We start from the raw sequence: 18632 nt of genomic DNA on the forward strand, positions 1-18632 counted from the left end.
ATTAGGCTGCGACGGGTAGCGGCCGGTTCTCGCGGATGGGAAGGTGAACGATGGCGCTGAAGGCGCCGATGGCCACGCCGATCCACCAGACAAAGGTGTAATCTCCGTACTGGTCATACATGCGGCCGCCAAGCCAGACGCCAAGAAAACTGCCGACCTGATGGCTGAAGAAGATGATGCCGTAAAGCGTACCCATGTAGCGCAACCCATACAAATGTGCGACGAGCCCCGAGGTCAGTGGAACCGTTGCCAGCCAGAGCGAACCCATGACCAATGAGAATACAACGACCGTGATTGGCGTGATCGGCAGGATTATGAAAGCCGCCGCTGTAAGCGTGCGGGCGGTATAAATAGAGGCCAGAAGGTATTTCTTGGGAAAGTGCATTCCAGCCCACCCCGCCAGCAATGTCCCTCCGATATTGGCCAACCCGATCAATGAAATCGACACAGCCCCTAATGCGGAAGTTGTCGTTATACCAATGGAATGCAGTATTCCACCCGGCTGAATCGGGCCGCACATTTCGGTAACGAAAGCGGGAAAATGCGCTGTGATAAAGCCAAGCTGGTACCCACAGCTGAAAAATCCCAGGAAAATCAGGGTATAAGACGGGTCCCGGAAGGCCTTAGCCAGAATCTGGCCCATGCTCTCTTCGATTTCAGCTTTGGTTGCCGCTTGGGGGGCGCGCATGAAAGGCAGAGTCATGACCAGTGCCAGGATGGCAACGGCAAACACGATGAAAACCTGTTGCCAAGGCATAAAAGACAAAAGCCATTCGGCTGTTGGAGCACCCAAAACCTGGCCAAAGCTTCCTGCCGCTGTCACGACGGCCAGAGACATAGAGCGGTTATGATCAGAGGACGCCCGCCCAACTACGGCAAGCACGACACCAAACCCCGTGCCGGCAACCCCAAAGCCCACAAGCCAGGCGTACATCTGATGCTCGAACGGGGTAACGGACCACGCCGACAACACCATGCCCGCTGCATAGGTCAATGCCCCTAGCACAATCGCACGGCGATCCCCCACCTTCTCGGCGATGGCGGCAAAAATGGGTTGTCCAATTCCCCAAGCGAGGTTCTGGATCGCAATCGCCATCGAAAAATCGGTGCGCAGCCAGCCGAATTCAGTCGCAATAGGGATCTGGAATACGCCAAAGGATGCCCGCACTGCAAAACTGACGGCGATAATGATGCAGCCGACGATCAAGATCGGGTTTAGCAGGCGCGCGTGCTGTGGCATAGGATCCTCGAATGTCCGAGCCGCGACGGTAGCCAAATTTGTACCGTGGTCAATTCAGGAGTTTTGACGCCGTGGATAAGCAAAATTGATGCATCTTCCAAATGCCTTCTTTTCAATGCTCTGAGGTGAAGGTATCCCTCGGGATATGTCAGATTTGATATCGATTTACGAGGCACGCATCGCCGATGACACTTTGACGCGGGACGATGCGCAAGAGGCTGTCCTTCCGCATTTCGAACGCATTCGCGCGGCCTTGGCTACCCCGGTCAAGCGTGGTTTCTTTCGCAAGGCACCCCCGCCGCCCCAGGGACTTTATCTGTGGGGCGGAGTTGGTCGTGGCAAGTCGATGTTGATGGATATGTTTGTCGACGCGCTTGGCGACATCCCCGCCCGTCGCGTCCATTTTCATGCTTTCATGCAGGAAATCCACGCGGGAATGCACAAAGCTCGTAAGGACGGAGTTGAGGATGCGCTTGCACCGGTCGCGGACTCGGTTGTTAAATCCGTAAAACTGCTGGCATTTGACGAGATGCAGATCACCGATATCACCGATGCGATGATCGTCGGGCGGCTGTTTGATCTTTTGCATGCTGGCGGGGTCGTGGTTATCACCACATCCAACCGGCACCCGGACGAATTGTACAAGAACGGCTTGAACCGCCAGCTCTTTTTGCCATTCATCGCGCATATCAAGGAACAGCTTCAGATATGGGAGCTGGTCTCGCCCACTGATTACCGACAGAACCGTCTTGAAGGTGCGCCAGTCTATTTCACGCCGATCGGCCCCGAGGCTCGACAGAATATCCGATCCGTCTGGAACGATCTCGCGGGCGGTGCGGCGGAACCGCTGGTGTTGCAGGTAAATGGCCGTGCTGTCGAATTGCCGGCCTTTCGGAACGGGATAGCCCGAGCAAGCTTCTATGATCTGTGCGGACGGATGCTGGGTCCTGCAGATTATCTGGCCGTTGCCGAGGCGGTCAAAGTTCTGGTTCTGGAGGACATCCCGCGCCTGTCCCGGAATAATTTCAATGAGGCCAAGCGTTTTGTGACGTTGATTGACGCCTTGTATGAGGCGCGGGTTCGCCTGATCTGTTCGGCGGCCGCAGAGCCCGAGATGTTGTATGTCGAGGGTGAAGGGACGTTCGAGTTCGAACGCACTGCCTCGCGACTGCGCGAGATGCAAGCCGAAGATTGGGGGGCATAGGGGCGCTGCCCCGTCACGTTTTGCGCGCCTTCCCCAAGGTATTTCCGCCGGGTGAAGACCTATCCGTTTTCGCGTAGAATGTTGCCCGCCAAATAGAGTGATCCGCAAATCAGGATACGGGCCTGAGGGTCTTGGTCTGTGATTTTCTGCAGGGCCGCGGATACACTCTCTGCTGTGTCGGCTTTCATGCCAACCTGGTCAGCAGCCTGCGCCGTATCTTCAGCGCTAAGCGTCGCAGCCTCACCCGGTATCGACACTGCGGTCAGGCTTTGAGCCTGCGTGGCAAGCGGTGCAAGATAGCCAGCGACATCTTTGGTGTTGAGCATTCCGCAGATCAAATGTGTCGGAGATTGCGGTAATTTTCTCAGCACTTCAGCAAGCGCAATTCCTGCGGCGGCATTGTGCCCACCATCCAGCCACAGCTCGGCCTGCGCGGCCTGTTCAACAAGCGGGCCGGATTTCAGACGCTGCATCCGTGCTGGCCACTCGGCCTTGGTAACGGCGGCCTCATAGGCCTGATCACCAAGTTCGAGATGGCGCAATACCGCTATTGCCGCACCCGCATTCTGAATTTGATGTGCGCCAAGCAAGTTGGGCAGCGGCAGATCCCGCAGCCCGATTTCGTCCTGATACACAAGACGTCCGTTTTCCTCGGTCACATGCCAGTGCTGACCGTGTACCAGCAATGGGGCACCCAGACGGGCCGCTGTATATTCGATGACCTCAAGCGCTTCGTCCTGCTGTGGGCCGACGATACAAGGGACGCCCGGCTTGATGATCCCGGCTTTTTCGGCAGCGATCTTGCCCAACGTGTCGCCTAGAAACTGTTCATGGTCGATGGAAACCGGCGTGATAACCGTCACGGCGGGTTCGTGCACCACGTTTGTTGCATCCAGGCGCCCGCCAAGGCCGACCTCAAGCAAGGTATAATCAGCCTGTTTGCGGGCAAAGGCCAGGAGGGCCGCACAGGTCGTAATCTCGAAATAGGTGATGTTCTCACCACCATTGGCGGCATAGCACTCATCAAGGACGTTTGTCAGTTCGGCTTCCGAAATCAACTCACCTGCCAGCCGAATACGCTCGTGAAACCGGGCAAGATGCGGAGAGGTATAGGCGTGAACCGTTTTCCCCGCCCCTTCCATACCGGCGCGGATCATAGCCTGCGTAGACCCCTTGCCATTTGTCCCTGCGATATGAACGACCGGAGGCAATTTGGTCTGAGGGCTTTCCAGTGCGGCAAGCAAACGCCACACCCGATCCAGCGTCAGGTCAATGATCTTGGGATGCAGCGCCATCATCCGATCAAGGATGACGTCTGACGATGGCGAAGTCATTCCTGATCCGCGTCTTTCTCTGGGGCTTCGGGGGTGGGCGCGGGCAAATCACCTTTGACCGCAGGAGGCTGATTCATCAGCATGCGGGTAATCGTGATCAATTCGTCACGCATTTCGGTACGCTTCGTTACCCGGTCCAGCATTCCGTGGTCCAGCAAGTATTCTGCGCGCTGAAATCCTTCGGGCAGCTTTTCCCGAATGGTCTGTTCGATCACGCGCGGGCCTGCAAAGCAGATTAGCGCATTGGGTTCCGAGATATGGACGTCGCCCAGCATCGCATAAGAAGCGGTCACGCCTCCGGTGGTAGGATGGGTGAGTACAACGATATAGGGCAGTTTTGCCTCTTTCAGCATCTCAACCGCCACGGTGGTTCGCGGCATCTGCATCAAGCTCAGGATGCCTTCCTGCATTCGCGCGCCACCCGCTGCCGAGAACAGGATCAGCGGGCGTTTCAACTTCACTGCCTCTTGCGCGGCCGCAATGATGGCATTGCCGACATACATACCCATCGAGCCGCCCATGAACGAGAAATCCTGGGCCGCTGCCACGATCGGCGTACGTCCGATATCACCTTTGGCGACCAGCATCGCCTCTTGCTCGCCAGTTTTCTTCTGCGCTGCTTTCATTCGGTCGGGGTATCTCTTCTGGTCCCGGAACTGCAGCGGATCATCTTTGGGAGCGGGAACATCGACCTCGGTAAATATACCACCATCAAACAGGTGCCCGAACCGGTCGCGCGGAGTGATCGCCATATGATGATCACATTGGGTGCAGACATTCTGGTTTTCCGCCAATTCGCGGTGGAACAGCATCGTGCCGCATTCGTCACACTTGTGCCAAAGGTTTTCGGGGACTTCCCGGCGTGAGAAGATCGAATTAATCCGGGGACGGACGTAGTTTGTGATCCAGTTCATGTCGGAACCTTGCTAGTACGGCGTTGACGTCACATAAGACGCTACGGAAAGAATTGCAATCAGCGCCTGAGCGCAAGGCGCGCGATAAACCAGCTGACAATCATCACGGCAAAATCCACATATAACCATTGCCGCAATGTCAGAGTATCGGTCATATCAAAGGGCAGTACAAATAAGGCAAGACCGCTGAGGGTGTCAGGGAGCGAGACAAACAAGAGCGCTATGACATTGTTGAAAAAATGCAGCGCTATGGCCGGGCCCAGGGTTCCCGCCCGCGCGGTCAAATCCGCAGCCAAAAGTCCAAACAGACCAGTCCACAGCACCAGCAACTCTGCATTGCCGCCCGCCGCATCGGGCGAATAGTGCCCCACCGCGAATAGAAGCGACGGTACCCCCATCCAGATGATCGGAGAACGGAATCGCGCCGCCAGGCTTTGCTGCATATATCCGCGGAAAAGCAGCTCCTCCGCACTGATTTGGACAAACACAGCCAATAGCGACAGAGGCAGGAATACCAGCCAAACCGAAAAGGACAGGTTTTGAACAAGCTGCGCGCCCATAATGACGTGCGGCACGGTTACGATAACCACGCCAAGCACCATCAGGGCGCGCAGCACAAGCCAGAACTGTCTGGCCGCTTTGCCCCGAGTCCCTAAAATAGAACCCAGGGATCGCTTCTGAAACTGTCGCGCTGCGGTCCACACACCAAATGTGACAAACCCAAAGCTTGACAGCAGGATCACCATCGAGATCGGGGTCGAGCCGTTCATCAACCCGCTGGCCCATTCCTGCGGTCCGGCCACGGTTACGACTGCAAACAGGATCAGATTGAAGACGGTTGCAACGACCACAATTGTTGCCAGGCCGGCCAGCAGACGCCACAGCTGTGGTTTGTCGCGTGCGTCGGCGACCAGTTGCTCATGCGGGGCGTAAGAGGGCGCGCGGATTTCAGACATTCTGGTGGGAACTTTCGGTCTGGTCCTCATCATCGAAGAACAAGGTCGATGCTTTGGTGGCGTTGATCTTTTCCGAAATGGTTGTCAGGTATCCGGCAACTGTTTCAAGCAACTGAACCGCAACGCTTGCATCGCTTTCGATCACCGCGCGCAGTTCCACTGCACCAATCCGCAGGAATGAACAGTTTTCGCCTGCCACAAGATCCAACTGCCTGGTCTCACCGGTGATAACAGACAGGTCACCGATCAGGCGCCCGGGTTCAATGACAGATATGGACCGGGTCGAACCGTCTTCTTCGTGCCACATCAGCTTCGCATGACCCGAAATGCACAGATAGGCCGCATCCGGCGCCTGCCCACGAGAGAAAATGACCTGACCAGCGGCAGCATAATACCACTGCGCCGAAAACGCCAGCAATCTCTGGTTGCGACCGTCGATATTGGCAAAAAGCGGAGTTGACGAGATAATCTTCAGCTTTCGGCTGAGGTCAGCGGTGGTGCCGGATTCTTGTTCGAGCTGCGTTTTCGAGACACCGTCAATGCGGCCATCCTTGATTTCAACAAACAGATCATAAGCCTCGGGATGGGCGAAACTGTCCTCCATGAAAATCATGATGGAATCGGGCAGCAGTTCGCGCAGTTTCAACCGGGTGCGTAAACGGCTCTCAGAGTCATGGCTGGCCAACGCTTTATCCAGGATTAGCAAATCCGGCCGTTTAATCCCGGCGCGCGAGAAGGCAATTCGTTCCTGAAAGACGGTTGTCAGATTGTTCCCACCCAGCCCTGCGGACAGATCATAGACGATGGCCGCTGCCTGTCTGCGCAGACCTGCGGCATTGATCACTTCGGCAACCACATCCTCTATCTCGTCAGCATGAGCACCCGCCGTCACAGACACCCGCCCGAAAAGCGCATTTTCCATAACTGTCATACGCGCGATGTATGTGTCCGGTGTGACCGGTACAAATATCTCTTGCAGGCTTCCGCGTAGCCTCTCGCCCTGTTCAGTGCGGATTTTCAGAATCTTCTGTTTGTATTCATCCGGGAAATCAGGGCCAATCTGTTCGGCGGTCAGCAGGAACGGAACGGTCAGAAGAAAGGCGTGTTCGCGCTGCGACAGCTCGTCCACGCCTTTTGCCTTGCGCTTGTCTTCGATTGCCAGCAGCCGGTGGAACATTTCCTTGCTCAAGCCCAGGCGCAGGAACAGCGGATGGTCGGTTCCGTCCCGCCCAAAAGCATGGCTCAGCGTTTCCAGAACAGCGCTTGAGATACTCAGCGCGTCGTCATCAAGCTCATGTGTACGCAGCATTTGCATGAACCGATTATCGCCGGCCAGAATGTCCGGCGAGATTTCCTGCGACGGTGCTGCATAAAGAAGGTTGCCGCCCAAAGGCACAGTTGGGTTGAACCTGTCCGGATCGAACCGGTAGACAAAGCGGTCCAGATCTTTTTCCACCAACTTGTCATGGATGGGGCCACGGAGGTCGATGATATTTTGCACAAATTCGGGATGCTGATCCGGATTCAACTGGCTGCGCAGGGTGCGGCGGAACATGAATTCATCCGTTCCCATCGCCTCGACCAGCTTGAACCACCAATCCTGGATGTCGTCAGTGTTGTTGAGCCCGGCCAGACCGGGATCAATCCATTCATCTGACAGCGAATCCACCGAGTTCCCCGCTCGCGCGGCCTCGATCTGGCGGCGGCTAGGGGCCCTGGCGGCGTCGGCTTCATGCTGAGGGCGTGTTTTCAGGGGCATCATCAAGTTGTCCCCAATCGACCCATCAAACAGATATGGTCGAGAATAGGCATATCCGATCCGCGCCGCGATGACGGATTGGTGCAAAGATTGGATGTCATGTCCGGCAATCGTGACGTCGCCCTGAACCGGCAGCAATTCGCGGGTCAGCAGCTGAGCCAATGCCCCTCTTTCGGCCGCATTCGAGGATTTGATGGCCACGCGGGCCCCTTTGGGTATGACGAGGTCTATATCCTCGAGAACAGTTTTCCCATCGTTATCCCGAACGGTAATATTCTGCAGCTTGATCTCGCCAGTCAGATGCGGAATGGAATCAGGCTCGCCCTCGAACAGCTCTTCGGGCACCATGTTGTCGGGTGCGAAGCGTTCGGTCACGATTTCCCACCGCAACGACATGTCCTGAACCTGATTGTAATAGGTCAGCAGATCCTTCCAAGGTCCGCTAAGATCCTTATATGCTCCCAGTGCCGCCACCAGCGCGCCCACTGTTACCTCGCCCGTGATCGCCAGGTATCCGCCCACCGAATAAAACAGAAACGGGGTCATCTGAGTGATCAGATTGTTGAGAAACTTCATGAAGAACTTTTTGTTATAGATCTTGAATCGGATCTCGAACAAAGTTCCCAAACGATGGCTGAACTGGGCCAATCTGTGCCGCCAGCCTCCGTTGGTGCGCAGATCACTGATCCCGGCTGCGCTTTCGCCGATTTCTGAGCTCAAGCGCCTAACTTCTTGAATTCGGTCTTTGTTCAACAGGTTGATCTGGCGCTGCAATTTTGGAATCAACCAAGCCTGCAGCGGGATCAGCGCAATACTTGCAAGACCAAACCACACGCTTTGCATGAACAGAAACGTCACAATGGTCATCATCTGACCAAACTGGAATACGGGTTGTGCGATCGCATCCCCCATCAGGCCGCCCATCGGTTCAGCTTCGGACGTGATCATCGACACCAACTCGCCCTGACTGGTGGTGGCAAAATAGGATTTCGGGAACCGCAGAGTTCGGTGGATCAGCGTGTACCTCAGTCGGCGTAACATGCGTTCGGCCAACACACCTTTCATGGTGTTGATCCGCATTTTCATCAGACCGCTGGCGATGACCGTCGCCAGAAAGGCCAGACACAGAATCAACAAATACTGCACCTGCGTCACCGTAACTCCTAAGAAAGTTACCGAGCTGCCTGGTGCACCAATCGCATCGTTAATGATCTGCTTGGGCAGCTCCAGTGATGCATAGAGGAAGGGAAAAGAAAACAATGTCAGCAGCAACAAAACCAGTTGCTGTTTCTTGGAATGCTTCCAGATGAATGCGAATAGAGTGGGTTCCATGCCCCGTCTTTGCCTCGGAAATATTGCTATAGGGTTGTAACGGATGGTCCACTGCAATCAGGTGTCAGACGGTACGCACTGACCGGGTCGATTGCAAGAACGGCGCCCTCCGTAACAGGTCACAACTTTGCTGCCTAGCCAAAAGCGTGTTCACATTTTCGGTAATTTACCGACGCTATGATGCAAATCGGCTTTATCCTCGGGTGGATATCCGACAAAAGATGTGTGGAGCAATAGATTGGGATCATGGGCAAGCTACTGGATCGCTATATTCACCGCAAAGCACTTACGCGCTGGCAGCGGGACGCCCGGGCAGCGCCCGAAGCTGTGCTTTCTGAATTGCGGCTGCAGCGTGATGATGCACGTCGCTTGCGATCCGAGCTGGATGCGCTGATCCTTCAGGCTAACAGCCGCCTTACACGGCCTGTGGCGGGATCAACCCATTTCCCGAAACCGTTGGGCACCGACTGGAGCTGGAGGCCCGAGCTGTGGCGCTATCCTCAGCCCCGCCCCGGTGTCGCCTCGGCCCCGCGTAAGGCACGTATCAACGATGAGGCAACGCTGTTTCACGACTGTCCGCGCCAGGAAATCAGCACGCGCCAGATCAGGAACACGCGCAAGCATGATCTGTCACCGTTCAGCTTGGCGGTCGAGGTTTTCGGGTTCGAGGGATCATTTCTCTCTCTCTCTATCGAGCTTCCACAAGAGGCTGTGCAAGAGCTGACGCGGCAGCATCTGATCCGAGTCGATTGCCATATTGAGGCCGAACGCCCACAGGAATTGTTCGCGCGGCTCAATATTCGACACGGCCCAAACGCCGAACAGGTTCTGCGCAAACTTGATCCTACTGGTCCTTCAAACAGCGTGGATTTTGATCTTGCACATTTACCACTGAATGAACGCCGCATGGACAAAGTCTGGCTGGATATCATTCTGGATAATCCTTGGATGAACCGGATAGTGTTGCAGGACCTGACCGTCTGTCGTCACCATCGCGCCGATTTATGAGAACCCTGCCATGACCGATCTGATACTCACATCTCTGGGCCTGGAAAATGGTACCTGGATGGGCCACCTGCAGGCCGATACGCAGCCCGAGATCAGCGTGTCCTACCGTGGTGACGCGCTGGATGAGGTTCACCTGTCACCAGCCGACACCGGATGGGAGCTTCGTGTACAGGTGCCTGATGTGGCCCTGTCTGACGGGGTCCACAGTTTTGTAATCTCAGATTCCGTTTCAGGGCTTAAACTGGGCGGGTTCTCGATCATTGCAGGAAACGCCGCCGCCGATGACCTGCGCGCCGAACTGGACCTGATGCGAGCAGAGCTTGATATGCTAAAACGAGTCTTTCGCCGGTCTCAGTAGGCGGTAGAAGGGCGGACGAAGTGCGTGCCTATAATTCAGGTGTCATTGTCCGCTTACTGTTGGCCATGACCCGATCACATCGAAGAATCATCAATTACCAATGAGGGTTGAAATTTTTCTTTCGGCAGGAGCTTGAAGCGCATTTCGCCCATTGAGGCCCCAAGCATCCGGTCGCACCGAAATGTCCTTGGTTCGTTTCTCAGACGGTCGATCGCAACGACGTACCAAATGGGATACTTCAACAAGAGATACTGAGGCTCAATTTGCCGGTTGGAAATAACACCGTCTTCTCTTTGATATCGCAGCTCCAAGACCTTCTGATCGACGAAAGCCTGATGAACCGCTTGCACAATCCTTTTTGGTGGGGCGCTCGCGCTGGCTTGAACATAAGTCGAAGCCGTGACGCCTATGATAATACGGGACTTGAGCTGGTTCACCTTGTTGCGTTTCTCGGGTGAAAACGAGGCCACAAGCTGCCGCCTTACCGAAGCCAAGTTCGCAAGCAACATTGGTGATTTCATCTGCTCTGCGACAGCAATGCTGATTAGCAGGTCGACCGCCTCAGCGTATGTCAGGTTCATGCGACCAACGCCCCAGTTGCGGTCGAGGCGCACACCTCCTCCACGACCGCGATCAGCGTCTATCTGCATGCCTTGGTCCCGCATAAGCACAAGGTCGCGGGCTATCGTGCGCATACTGACACCATGCTGTTGCGCCAAGTCTCTAACCGTACAATGGGCATCTTGCTTGAGTTGAACCGCAAGCAATTCCAATCGCCTCAGTCTGTTGTGTGTATTAGCCCGTGCCATGAATCAAATAAGACATAAAATGGCACATTAATCGATATAGCTTGGATCACTGAAACCAATGCCTGACGCAGGCCACTCACTTGCAGGAGCTAAATCGATGAAAATGAATTACTTTGTTGTCGGAACGAATGACATGGCAGCTGCAAGAACCTTCTACGACACACTGTTTTCGCAATCGGGTCTCCAAAGCATGTCGCCTTCAGAAAGAATGACTTACTGGCTTGGAAAGGATTTTGCCTTCGCCGTGGCCAAACCCTTCGACACGTTGCCGGCCACCAACGGTAATGGAACGATGGTTGGATTTTGCGTTGGTGGCCACGCAGAAGTCAGAAGGCTGCACGCTTTAGCTACAGATCTCGGGGGTGATTGTGAGGGGGCCCCCAACCAACGCGGGCCAAAGTTCTCTGCATACGTTCGAGACCTGGATGGAAACAAGATGTGTTTTTCTGACTAGCTTTTCACAGAGCGGACGTTGGTTGGGAGACAACATAGGTGGCATCGGGCTCTAATCAGCCACCCTACCTCGATCGGCAGCGGCCCCATCAGGAAAAGGGCCGCCTGTCAGGCGGCCCGGTTTCTTTATTGCGATGGCCCGTCCGGGTTGAAGGCTGACAGCCCCTTGAGGATGTCGATGGCATAGGCCAGCTGGTAATCCTCTTCCCGCAATTCGGCGGTGGCTTCGGCCTTGGCCCTATCTTCTTCGATCTGGCGGATTTCATCCTCGCTCAGGCTGTCATTGTTCAGACTGCCACGCAGATCAGCCTCGGAACGGGTGTTCCCATTGGCCTCTTCTTCCTCGGTCTCCGGGGCTGGGCGGGGCTGTTCAACGATGATGTCGGGGCTGACACCAAGCGCCTGAATAGACCGGCCCGACGGCGTGTAGTAGCGCGACGTGGTCAAACGCATCGCGCCATCGCTCCGCAGTGGCATGACAGTCTGGACCGAGCCTTTGCCGAAACTTTTGGTTCCCACAACGATTGCGCGGCGATGATCCTGCAGCGCGCCGGCTACAATCTCGGATGCTGAGGCGGACCCGCCATTGATCAGCACCACAATCGGCTTTCCTTCTGCCAGATCACCCACAGTTGCGTTGAAACGCTCACCATCGCTTGGATCGCGGCCACGGGTTGATACGATCTCACCCTCGTTTAGGAATGCGTCCGAAACCTTGATTGCCTGTGTCAGCAGACCACCGGGATTGTTGCGCAGGTCCAGAACGACACCATTCACCTTGTCGATCCCTCCGGCCTCTTCGATCTGCTCGGCCAGACCTTCCTGCAAGTTGGGATAGGTTTGGTCGTTAAAGGTGGTCACACGCAGAACCACACTTGTCCCTTCGGTGCGCGCGCGTACTGCCGTCAGTTTGATTGTGTCGCGGATGATAGGCACGTCAAAAGGTTCCTGTTCACCCTCGCGGACAACGGTGATCACGATTTCCGAGCCCACCGGCCCGCGCATCAGATCGACCGCTTTGTCCAGGGTCAGGCCCAGTATGCTTTCGCCATCGACATGGGTGATGAAATCTCCGGCTTCGATCCCGGCCTCATCCGCAGGCGTATCATCGATCGGCGAGACAACTTTGACAAAGCCCTCTTCCTGCGTGACTTCGATACCCAGACCGCCAAACTCGCCACGGGTCTGGACCCGCATTTGTTCGGCATCATCCGGCGACAGATAGCTGGAATGCGGATCCAGCGAGGTCAGCATACCGTCAATGGCCGCCTCAATCAGGTCTTCGGGCTCAACCTCTTCGACATATTGCGCGCGGATGCGTTCGAAAATATCGCCAAACAGATCCAGCTGTTCATAGACACTGGCCTTGTTTTCGGCTTCTTGGGCAAGCAACGGACCGGCGATCTGCGTCGTTACAATCAGGCCTGCTATAGTTCCAGCCAAACCGGCCATCACAAATTTCTTCATACTCGTTTATCCATCCTTGTCGGTCCGAAACCACGATTCCGGGTCCACGGGGCTGTTATCCTGTCTTACCTCTATATAGAGCGTTTCTGATCGGTCAGTTCCAGTGCCATCACCGCTTGTTGACAAAATTGCGCCGATTTCCTTCGATTCTGCAGGCATCAATCCGACTGGCGTCCCCCGGGGAATCACCTGACCGGCTTCTCCGTAGACCTCTTGTAGCCCGGAAAAGACAAATAGAAGCCCCGGTTGCGGCTCGAGGATCACCAGATTCCCCAACTCCAGTAGTGGCCCGCGATACCGTATCGTGGCCGCCGTTGGCGAGGTGACTATTGCGCGCGGTCGGGTGCCCAATACGATACCAGGGCGTTTGACACCGGCCGCATCGGTTTCATTTGCCCGGTGCAGGATGATGCCCTGCGTCGGCAGCGCAATTTGACCCTTGATACTTGATATATCCGCATCCGTTTCGGCGATTTGCCCTTCGGAGATCTGGGAAAGCCCGCTGGCAAAACCGTCAAGCGTTTCAGTCGATGAGATCAGGATAGCAGTGCGGATCGGGTCCTCGACAAAGCGCCGCGGCAAATCCGTTCGGTCTGCGATGGCGGTGCTCAACTGGGTGCGGGCATTCTGTACGCCGGTCAGCCCCTCGACCAGGGTTTCCGAGGCGCTTTGCTGCAGCAGTCGCAATGTGCGTACTTCCTGAAGATCACGCGCGAGGGACTGCGCTTTTGCGTTCAGGCCCGGTGTGACCTCGGACAACATCATACCGGCCCGGGCCGAGCCCAACGGCCCCGACGGGTGCAACATCAGAACCGGAGGCGCCGTGGTTTCGATCGTTTGCAATACGCCCAACAGCTGTGCCACATCCTTTTCCCGACTGCGCAATTCGGCTGTTAACTGGGCTTCGCGTGTTGCCGCCCGTCGTAGGCCATCCCGCATGGCCGACAGACCAGCCTCATACGCCTGTATGGTTTCGGTCAGGGCACGGACCCGGTCGCGGGCGCTTTCGGCCTCGGTCAACGATACTGATGCCTGCTCAAGCATCTGCGCTGCATTCAATGCGGCGGTTGCGGGGTCGGTCTGGGCAACCGCCCTGGATGCAAAGAAAATCGCCAGAAGCAGCGCACGAAGCGTCATGAAAGCAGGCTCTTTCCAGTCATTTCAGGGGGCTGATCCAACGCCATCAGTTCCAGCAGTGTGGGCGCCAGATCGGACAGGCGACCATCTCGCAAGGACACCCCTGCTGGTCCCCCGACCAACGCCACAGGCACGGGATTCAGCGTATGGGCTGTATGCGGCCCACCGGTTTCGGGATCGACCATCATCTCGCAATTTCCATGATCGGCCGTTACAATCATTGCGCCCCCCACTTTTTCTAACGCGGCGACGACTTGCGCCAGCCCTTGATCCACAGCCTCACAGGCGCGGATTGCCGCTTGCAGGTCGCCGGTATGCCCAACCATATCCGGATTGGCATAATTGGTTATGATCAGATCATAGCCCGCCCCGATGGCTTCGACGAATTTTGCGGTCACTTCGGCCGATGACATCTCGGGTTGTAGGTCGTAGGTCGCCACTTTTGGCGATTTCGGCATAAAGCGGTCTTCGTGCGCCTCGGGCGTTTCCTTGCCGCCATTGAGGAAGAAGGTCACATGCGGGTATTTCTCGGTCTCGGCCAGACGGAATTGGCTGAGCCCATGTTTCGCCACCCATTCACCCAGGGTATTCACGATTTCGCGCTTGGGGAACACCGTGGTCATATAGGCGCTGTGCCCGTCGGAGTATTCGACCATGCCCAGCAGGGCTGAAAGCTGCGGGCGCGGGCCGGTGTCGAAATCGTCAAAGCCGGGTTCGCCAATCGCCCGCAGGATTTCACGAGCCCGGTCGGCGCGGAAGTTGAGGCAGAAGAAACCGTCTCCGTCTGATATGCCGTCATACCCGGTGAGAACTGTCGGGACGATAAATTCGTCCGTTTCCGACTGCTGATAGGCCTGATCCACGGCATTGCGCGCCGAAACAGCGCTGCGCCCCTGCCCTTTGATCATTGCACCATAGGCTTCGCTGACACGTTCCCATCGGTTGTCGCGGTCCATGGCAAAATAGCGCCCGCAGACCGAGGCAACACGGGCGCCGTCGGGCAAGCGCTCCTCAAGCTCTGTGATATAGGTCAGCGCTGATTTCGGGGCCACATCCCGGCCATCCGTAACCGCGTGCAAGGCAACGGGCACACCAGCATCCGTTATCGCCTTTGCCGCAGCAATGATATGGCTCAGGTGGCCATGCACTCCCCCGTCCGAGACCACCCCCAACAGATGCGCGGTGCCACCTGCAGCCTTTACCTTACCGATAAAGTTCTGCAGCGCGGAGTTGGCAAAGAAAGAACCGTCCTCAATCGCCAGATCAATCTGGCCCAAATCCATCGCAACAACGCGGCCAGCCCCAATATTTGTGTGACCGACTTCGGAATTGCCCATCTGACCACTTGGCAGACCAACATCCGGACCATGGGTGATCAGCTTGGCGTGTGGGCCCTTGGCCATGATCGCATCAAATGTTGGCGTGTCGGCAAGGTAAGGCGCATTGGCCTCGGTGTCCTCGGACAGGCCCCAGCCATCAAGAATACACAGGACGACGGGTTTCGGGGCGGTCATTCGGCTCTCCGGGTTTGCTGCTCTTGGTTGGTCTTGTATCGCCTGCCCCGCGCAGGGTGAACCGCCTTTTGCCCTGATCAGGTCAGAATTCATGTTACAAAGGCTATTCCTTGCCGGTATGGTCCAGATAGGGGCGAGCTTTGCGGCCTCTGTATTTCACGGTCAAATCCAGTGGCGCGTCGTTTTCGTCATAGATTCCAATAACCACCCCTCTGCCCCGACTATTGGTGCGCATTTCGATCAGTTGCTGTTCGGAACGTGTTGTGCGCTGCGACGGGCGACGCGCCCAAGTGAACAGATGGTCATACATCTTGGCGATGATATCCGCGTGTTCAGCACTGTTGCCAAGGTCGGTTAGTTCATTCGGGTCGTTTTCAAGATCGAACAGCAGTGGCCGATGCCCGCCTTCGCAATGGATCAGCTTCCAATTCTTGTTGGCCACCATGAACATCACTGCATCCCGAACCGAGGCATTCAGCTTTTCCGCCATGGGCGAGGCGGAATAGTCATACTCACTGACTACCACATCCCGAGGTGTCTCGACCTGATGGCCACGCAAGATCGGCAACAAGGAGTGACCTTCCAGAATGTGACCCGACGCTTCGCCTCCGGCTATGTCCAAGAATGTTGGGGCGAGGTCGATGGACTCGACCAGCGCGTCGCTCACAGTGCCACGGGTCGCCTCAGCCTCGGGGGATGGGTCATAGATGATCAACGGCACCTTGACCGATGCGTCCTGGAAAAAGGTCTTCTCACCCATCCAGTGATCGCCCAGAAAATCCCCGTGGTCCGAGGTTAACACGATCATCGTGTCCTCCATCCGACCCGTCTTTTCCAGCCATGCGAACAGCCGGCCCATCTGGTCGTCGGCCTGCTTGATCAGACCCATATAAGCGGGGATCACGGCGTCGCGCACATCCTGCCGCGAGAACGCCTCGCCAACCTTGGTGTCCATGAATGCTCGGAGCACCGGATGCGCTTTCTGGCGTTCCACCTCAGACCGGACCACGGGCAGGATATGTTCCGGTCCGTACATTGAGGCATAGGGTTCTGGCACCACATAGGGCCAATGCGGTTTGATAAAGCTCAGGTGGCAACACCAGGGGCCGTCATGGGTTTCCATGAATTCGATCCCGCGCCCGGTCAGATAGGGCGTTTCGCTGTCTTCCTCGGCAATATTCGCCGGCTGGGAAGAGTTCTTGAGAAACCAGCCCGACAGAACATTGCCCTCAGCGTCGAGACCTGAATTGGCGAAGTCATGCCAGGGGTTGTCGCTGTCATATCCTTTGGCCGATAGGTATTTGTTGTATTCCTTGGCCCCGTCCGGGTCATAATACCCATCCGGCCCTTCGGGCAGCATTCCGTCATCACGCTCGAACACGTCGAACCCGCATTCGGCCACGCGCGCACCAATCAGACTGTCCGGTTCCAGCCCCAGCCGCGCCATGCCTTCGGCATCCGCGCGCATATGGGTTTTGCCCACCAGCCAACAGTCCATCCCAGCCTTGCGCAGATGATCACCCATGGTCATCTCACCCACTTTCAGCGGGATTCCATTCCAAGAAGCCCCATGCGAATGCACATAGCGCCCGGTATAGGTCGACATACGGGAGGAACCGCAAATAGGTGACTGAATATAGGCCTTGTCAAACCGCACACCACGCGCAACCAAGCGGTCTATGTTGGGGGTGTGCAGATGTGGATGTCCGTAACAGCTCAGATAGTCCCAGCGCAGCTGGTCGAACATGATGAACAGGATGTTTCTTGCTTTGGCCAAATCTGCGCCCCCGTTATTCAGGGACCTGCTTAGCCAATTCCAACCACCAAACGAAGCGCTAAGTTATTAGGCCTGCCGTTCCATCTGCTCAAGCATCTTTTGGGCGCGTTTGCACTGAAGCTTGTCGCGCAAGGGGCTGTTAGGGTCCACGTCCTTTTGACAGACCACACATTTATCCGCACCCGAGATCGCATTCAGGCCACCGCAGCTGCCCTTGATGGTCTTACCCATCAACATTACACCCAGCGACATGCCAACCATGATGATCAGCAGCAGAATGAAGGCCAGAATAAAAGTGCTCATCTCAGCTCAACCCGTCAGTTGGTGCCCAACGCCTCTTTGAACGCTGTGCTGTGTACCGTGATATAGGCATCCTCACCGCCTGTCACATCCCGCGAGATGAAATACACGGCAAGTTTATGCGTCTCGGCAAGTTTCAAACCCTTTTCCTGACCCAAGGCCAACATCGCTGTCGCCCAAGCATCTGCCATCATAGCATTTTCGGCCAGTACCGTGACCGAAGTGGTCCGATGCGTGATCGGGCGGCCAGTAGTTGGGTCAATGATATGCGAATACCGCACACCATCTTGTTCAAAGAAATTCTTGTAATCGCCGGATGTCGCCATACCCAGATCATCAAGTTGTACGATCAACTGCAGATTCTGCGCATCGGCCTGGGGTTTTTCGATCCCGATCCGCCAAGTCTCACCCTTGTCGTTTTCGCCTCTTGTGACCAGATCGCCGCCTATCTCGACCATATAGTCTTCAATCCCAGCCGTGCGCAGCGTTTCGGCCACGGCGTCGATGCCATACCCCTTGGCAATGGCGGACAGGTTAATGCCGACTCCGGCATCGGCCTTCGCCAAAGTTCCGGCATCGCGATCCAGTTGCAGCAATCTGGCCTGTCCGACCTTGCCCAAAGCCGCCTGGATGTCAGCATCTGCGGGCACCGGATCTTCCGGTTTGCGCGGACCAAAGCCCCAAAGCTCAATCAGCGGGCCGAGAGTCACGTCGAATGTACCCCCGGATTTCTCGTGCACATCATTCGCGGCATCAAGCACCAGCGCAAATTCATTCGAAACGGCAACAGGTTCAGTGCTGCCCGAGTCCGAGAAGGTCGAAACCTCGGAATTCGGGTCCCAGTTCGACATCTTTGCGTTAACTTCGGCCAGCGTCTGTTCGACCGCACCCGCCAGCGCTTCTTCATCAACATCGACACCGATGGCCGTGATGTTGAATGTCGTCCCCATCGTTTCGCCTGACAGGCGTACCACCTCGGGCTCTTTGTCGAACAAGCAGCCGGAAATAAGTGTGGCGACAGCCAGGACTGGCAAGAAACGCATATGGGTCCCTCCTGAGGAAAAGCGTGC

16 protein-coding genes are annotated in these 18632 nt (G+C 56.2%); 4 read left to right on the plus strand and 12 right to left on the minus strand.

The genetic code is table 11. From position 1 onward, the window contains the following. Window position 1: 1 nt before the first annotated feature. Window positions 2-1240: an MFS transporter gene (locus tag AC2FHX_RS12780; protein WP_496701858.1), complete on the minus strand. Its 1239-nt coding sequence runs from the start codon at window positions 1238-1240 to the stop codon at window positions 2-4. Between the two features lie 145 nt (window positions 1241-1385). Between AC2FHX_RS12780 and zapE the strand changes: the two genes are divergently transcribed. Then, the gene (gene zapE / locus AC2FHX_RS12785; RefSeq protein ID WP_281995098.1) at window positions 1386-2444 is read left to right on the plus strand and encodes a cell division protein ZapE; all 1059 of its coding nucleotides are present in this window, start codon (window positions 1386-1388) and stop codon (window positions 2442-2444) included. 59 nt (window positions 2445-2503) lie between these two features. Here zapE and AC2FHX_RS12790 read toward each other — a convergent pair whose 3' ends face one another. The 4 genes from AC2FHX_RS12790 to AC2FHX_RS12805 are packed head-to-tail and all read right to left on the minus strand — an operon-like array spanning window position 2504 to window position 8739. Then, window positions 2504-3778: a bifunctional folylpolyglutamate synthase/dihydrofolate synthase gene (locus AC2FHX_RS12790; protein ID WP_142636338.1), complete on the minus strand. Its 1275-nt coding sequence runs from the start codon at window positions 3776-3778 to the stop codon at window positions 2504-2506. After that, complete coding sequence (gene accD / locus AC2FHX_RS12795; RefSeq protein ID WP_142636339.1) at window positions 3775-4692, minus strand: acetyl-CoA carboxylase, carboxyltransferase subunit beta; 918 nt, start codon at window positions 4690-4692, stop codon at window positions 3775-3777. Before accD ends, AC2FHX_RS12790 begins: the two co-directional genes overlap by 4 nt. Before the next feature lie 59 nt (window positions 4693-4751). Then, window positions 4752-5648 (minus strand): CPBP family intramembrane glutamic endopeptidase, encoded by an 897-nt coding sequence (locus AC2FHX_RS12800; RefSeq protein WP_496701856.1) that lies wholly within the window; start codon window positions 5646-5648, stop codon window positions 4752-4754. Continuing rightward, window positions 5641-8739 (minus strand): ABC transporter transmembrane domain-containing protein, encoded by a 3099-nt coding sequence (locus AC2FHX_RS12805; protein WP_496701854.1) that lies wholly within the window; start codon window positions 8737-8739, stop codon window positions 5641-5643. The genes AC2FHX_RS12800 and AC2FHX_RS12805 overlap by 8 nt, the downstream gene beginning before the upstream one ends. A 246-nt stretch (window positions 8740-8985) precedes the next feature. Here AC2FHX_RS12805 and AC2FHX_RS12810 point away from each other — a divergent pair, with 246 nt between their 5' ends. Both AC2FHX_RS12810 and AC2FHX_RS12815 read left to right on the plus strand, forming a co-directional pair. Continuing rightward, window positions 8986-9747, plus strand: a complete 762-nt coding sequence (locus AC2FHX_RS12810; RefSeq protein WP_496701852.1) for a DUF6478 family protein — start codon at window positions 8986-8988, stop codon at window positions 9745-9747. Between the two features lie 10 nt (window positions 9748-9757). Next, window positions 9758-10105 carry a hypothetical protein gene (locus tag AC2FHX_RS12815; protein WP_496689313.1) on the plus strand — a complete coding sequence of 116 codons (348 nt, stop codon included), beginning with the start codon at window positions 9758-9760 and terminating at the stop codon, window positions 10103-10105. A 74-nt stretch (window positions 10106-10179) separates the two neighbouring features. On the opposite strand, the gene AC2FHX_RS12820 is transcribed toward AC2FHX_RS12815, so the two are convergent. After that, window positions 10180-10878, minus strand: a complete 699-nt coding sequence (locus AC2FHX_RS12820) for a helix-turn-helix transcriptional regulator (protein ID WP_496701850.1) — start codon at window positions 10876-10878, stop codon at window positions 10180-10182. A gap of 133 nt (window positions 10879-11011) precedes the next feature. On the opposite strand from AC2FHX_RS12820, the gene AC2FHX_RS12825 reads away from it, so the two are divergent. Then, window positions 11012-11368 carry a VOC family protein gene (locus tag AC2FHX_RS12825; protein ID WP_271948890.1) on the plus strand — a complete coding sequence of 119 codons (357 nt, stop codon included), beginning with the start codon at window positions 11012-11014 and terminating at the stop codon, window positions 11366-11368. Window positions 11369-11493: 125 nt separating this feature from the next. On the opposite strand, the gene AC2FHX_RS12830 is transcribed toward AC2FHX_RS12825, so the two are convergent. The 6 genes from AC2FHX_RS12830 to AC2FHX_RS12855 form a co-directional block, all read right to left on the minus strand. Further along, window positions 11494-12834 carry a S41 family peptidase gene (locus tag AC2FHX_RS12830; protein WP_142636359.1) on the minus strand — a complete coding sequence of 447 codons (1341 nt, stop codon included), beginning with the start codon at window positions 12832-12834 and terminating at the stop codon, window positions 11494-11496. 6 nt (window positions 12835-12840) lie between these two features. Then, entirely contained in the window at window positions 12841-13971 is a 1131-nt protein-coding gene (locus AC2FHX_RS12835; RefSeq protein ID WP_281995101.1) for a murein hydrolase activator EnvC family protein, read from the minus strand. After that, window positions 13968-15485 carry a 2,3-bisphosphoglycerate-independent phosphoglycerate mutase gene (gpmI, locus tag AC2FHX_RS12840; RefSeq protein ID WP_496701848.1) on the minus strand — a complete coding sequence of 506 codons (1518 nt, stop codon included), beginning with the start codon at window positions 15483-15485 and terminating at the stop codon, window positions 13968-13970. The genes AC2FHX_RS12835 and gpmI overlap by 4 nt, the downstream gene beginning before the upstream one ends. 103 nt (window positions 15486-15588) lie before the next feature. Then, window positions 15589-17262, minus strand: coding sequence for a sulfatase-like hydrolase/transferase (locus AC2FHX_RS12845; RefSeq protein WP_496701846.1), 1674 nt, complete (start codon window positions 17260-17262; stop codon window positions 15589-15591). 66 nt (window positions 17263-17328) lie between these two features. Then, the gene (gene nqrM / locus AC2FHX_RS12850) at window positions 17329-17565 is read right to left on the minus strand and encodes a (Na+)-NQR maturation NqrM (RefSeq protein WP_271948901.1); all 237 of its coding nucleotides are present in this window, start codon (window positions 17563-17565) and stop codon (window positions 17329-17331) included. A gap of 14 nt (window positions 17566-17579) precedes the next feature. Further along, on the minus strand, window positions 17580-18605 hold the full coding sequence (locus AC2FHX_RS12855) for an FAD:protein FMN transferase (protein ID WP_496677047.1): 1026 nt from the start codon (window positions 18603-18605) through the stop codon (window positions 17580-17582). Between the last annotated feature and the right edge of the window lie 27 nt (window positions 18606-18632).

The organism is Ruegeria sp. CDSC042, from assembly GCF_059610745.1.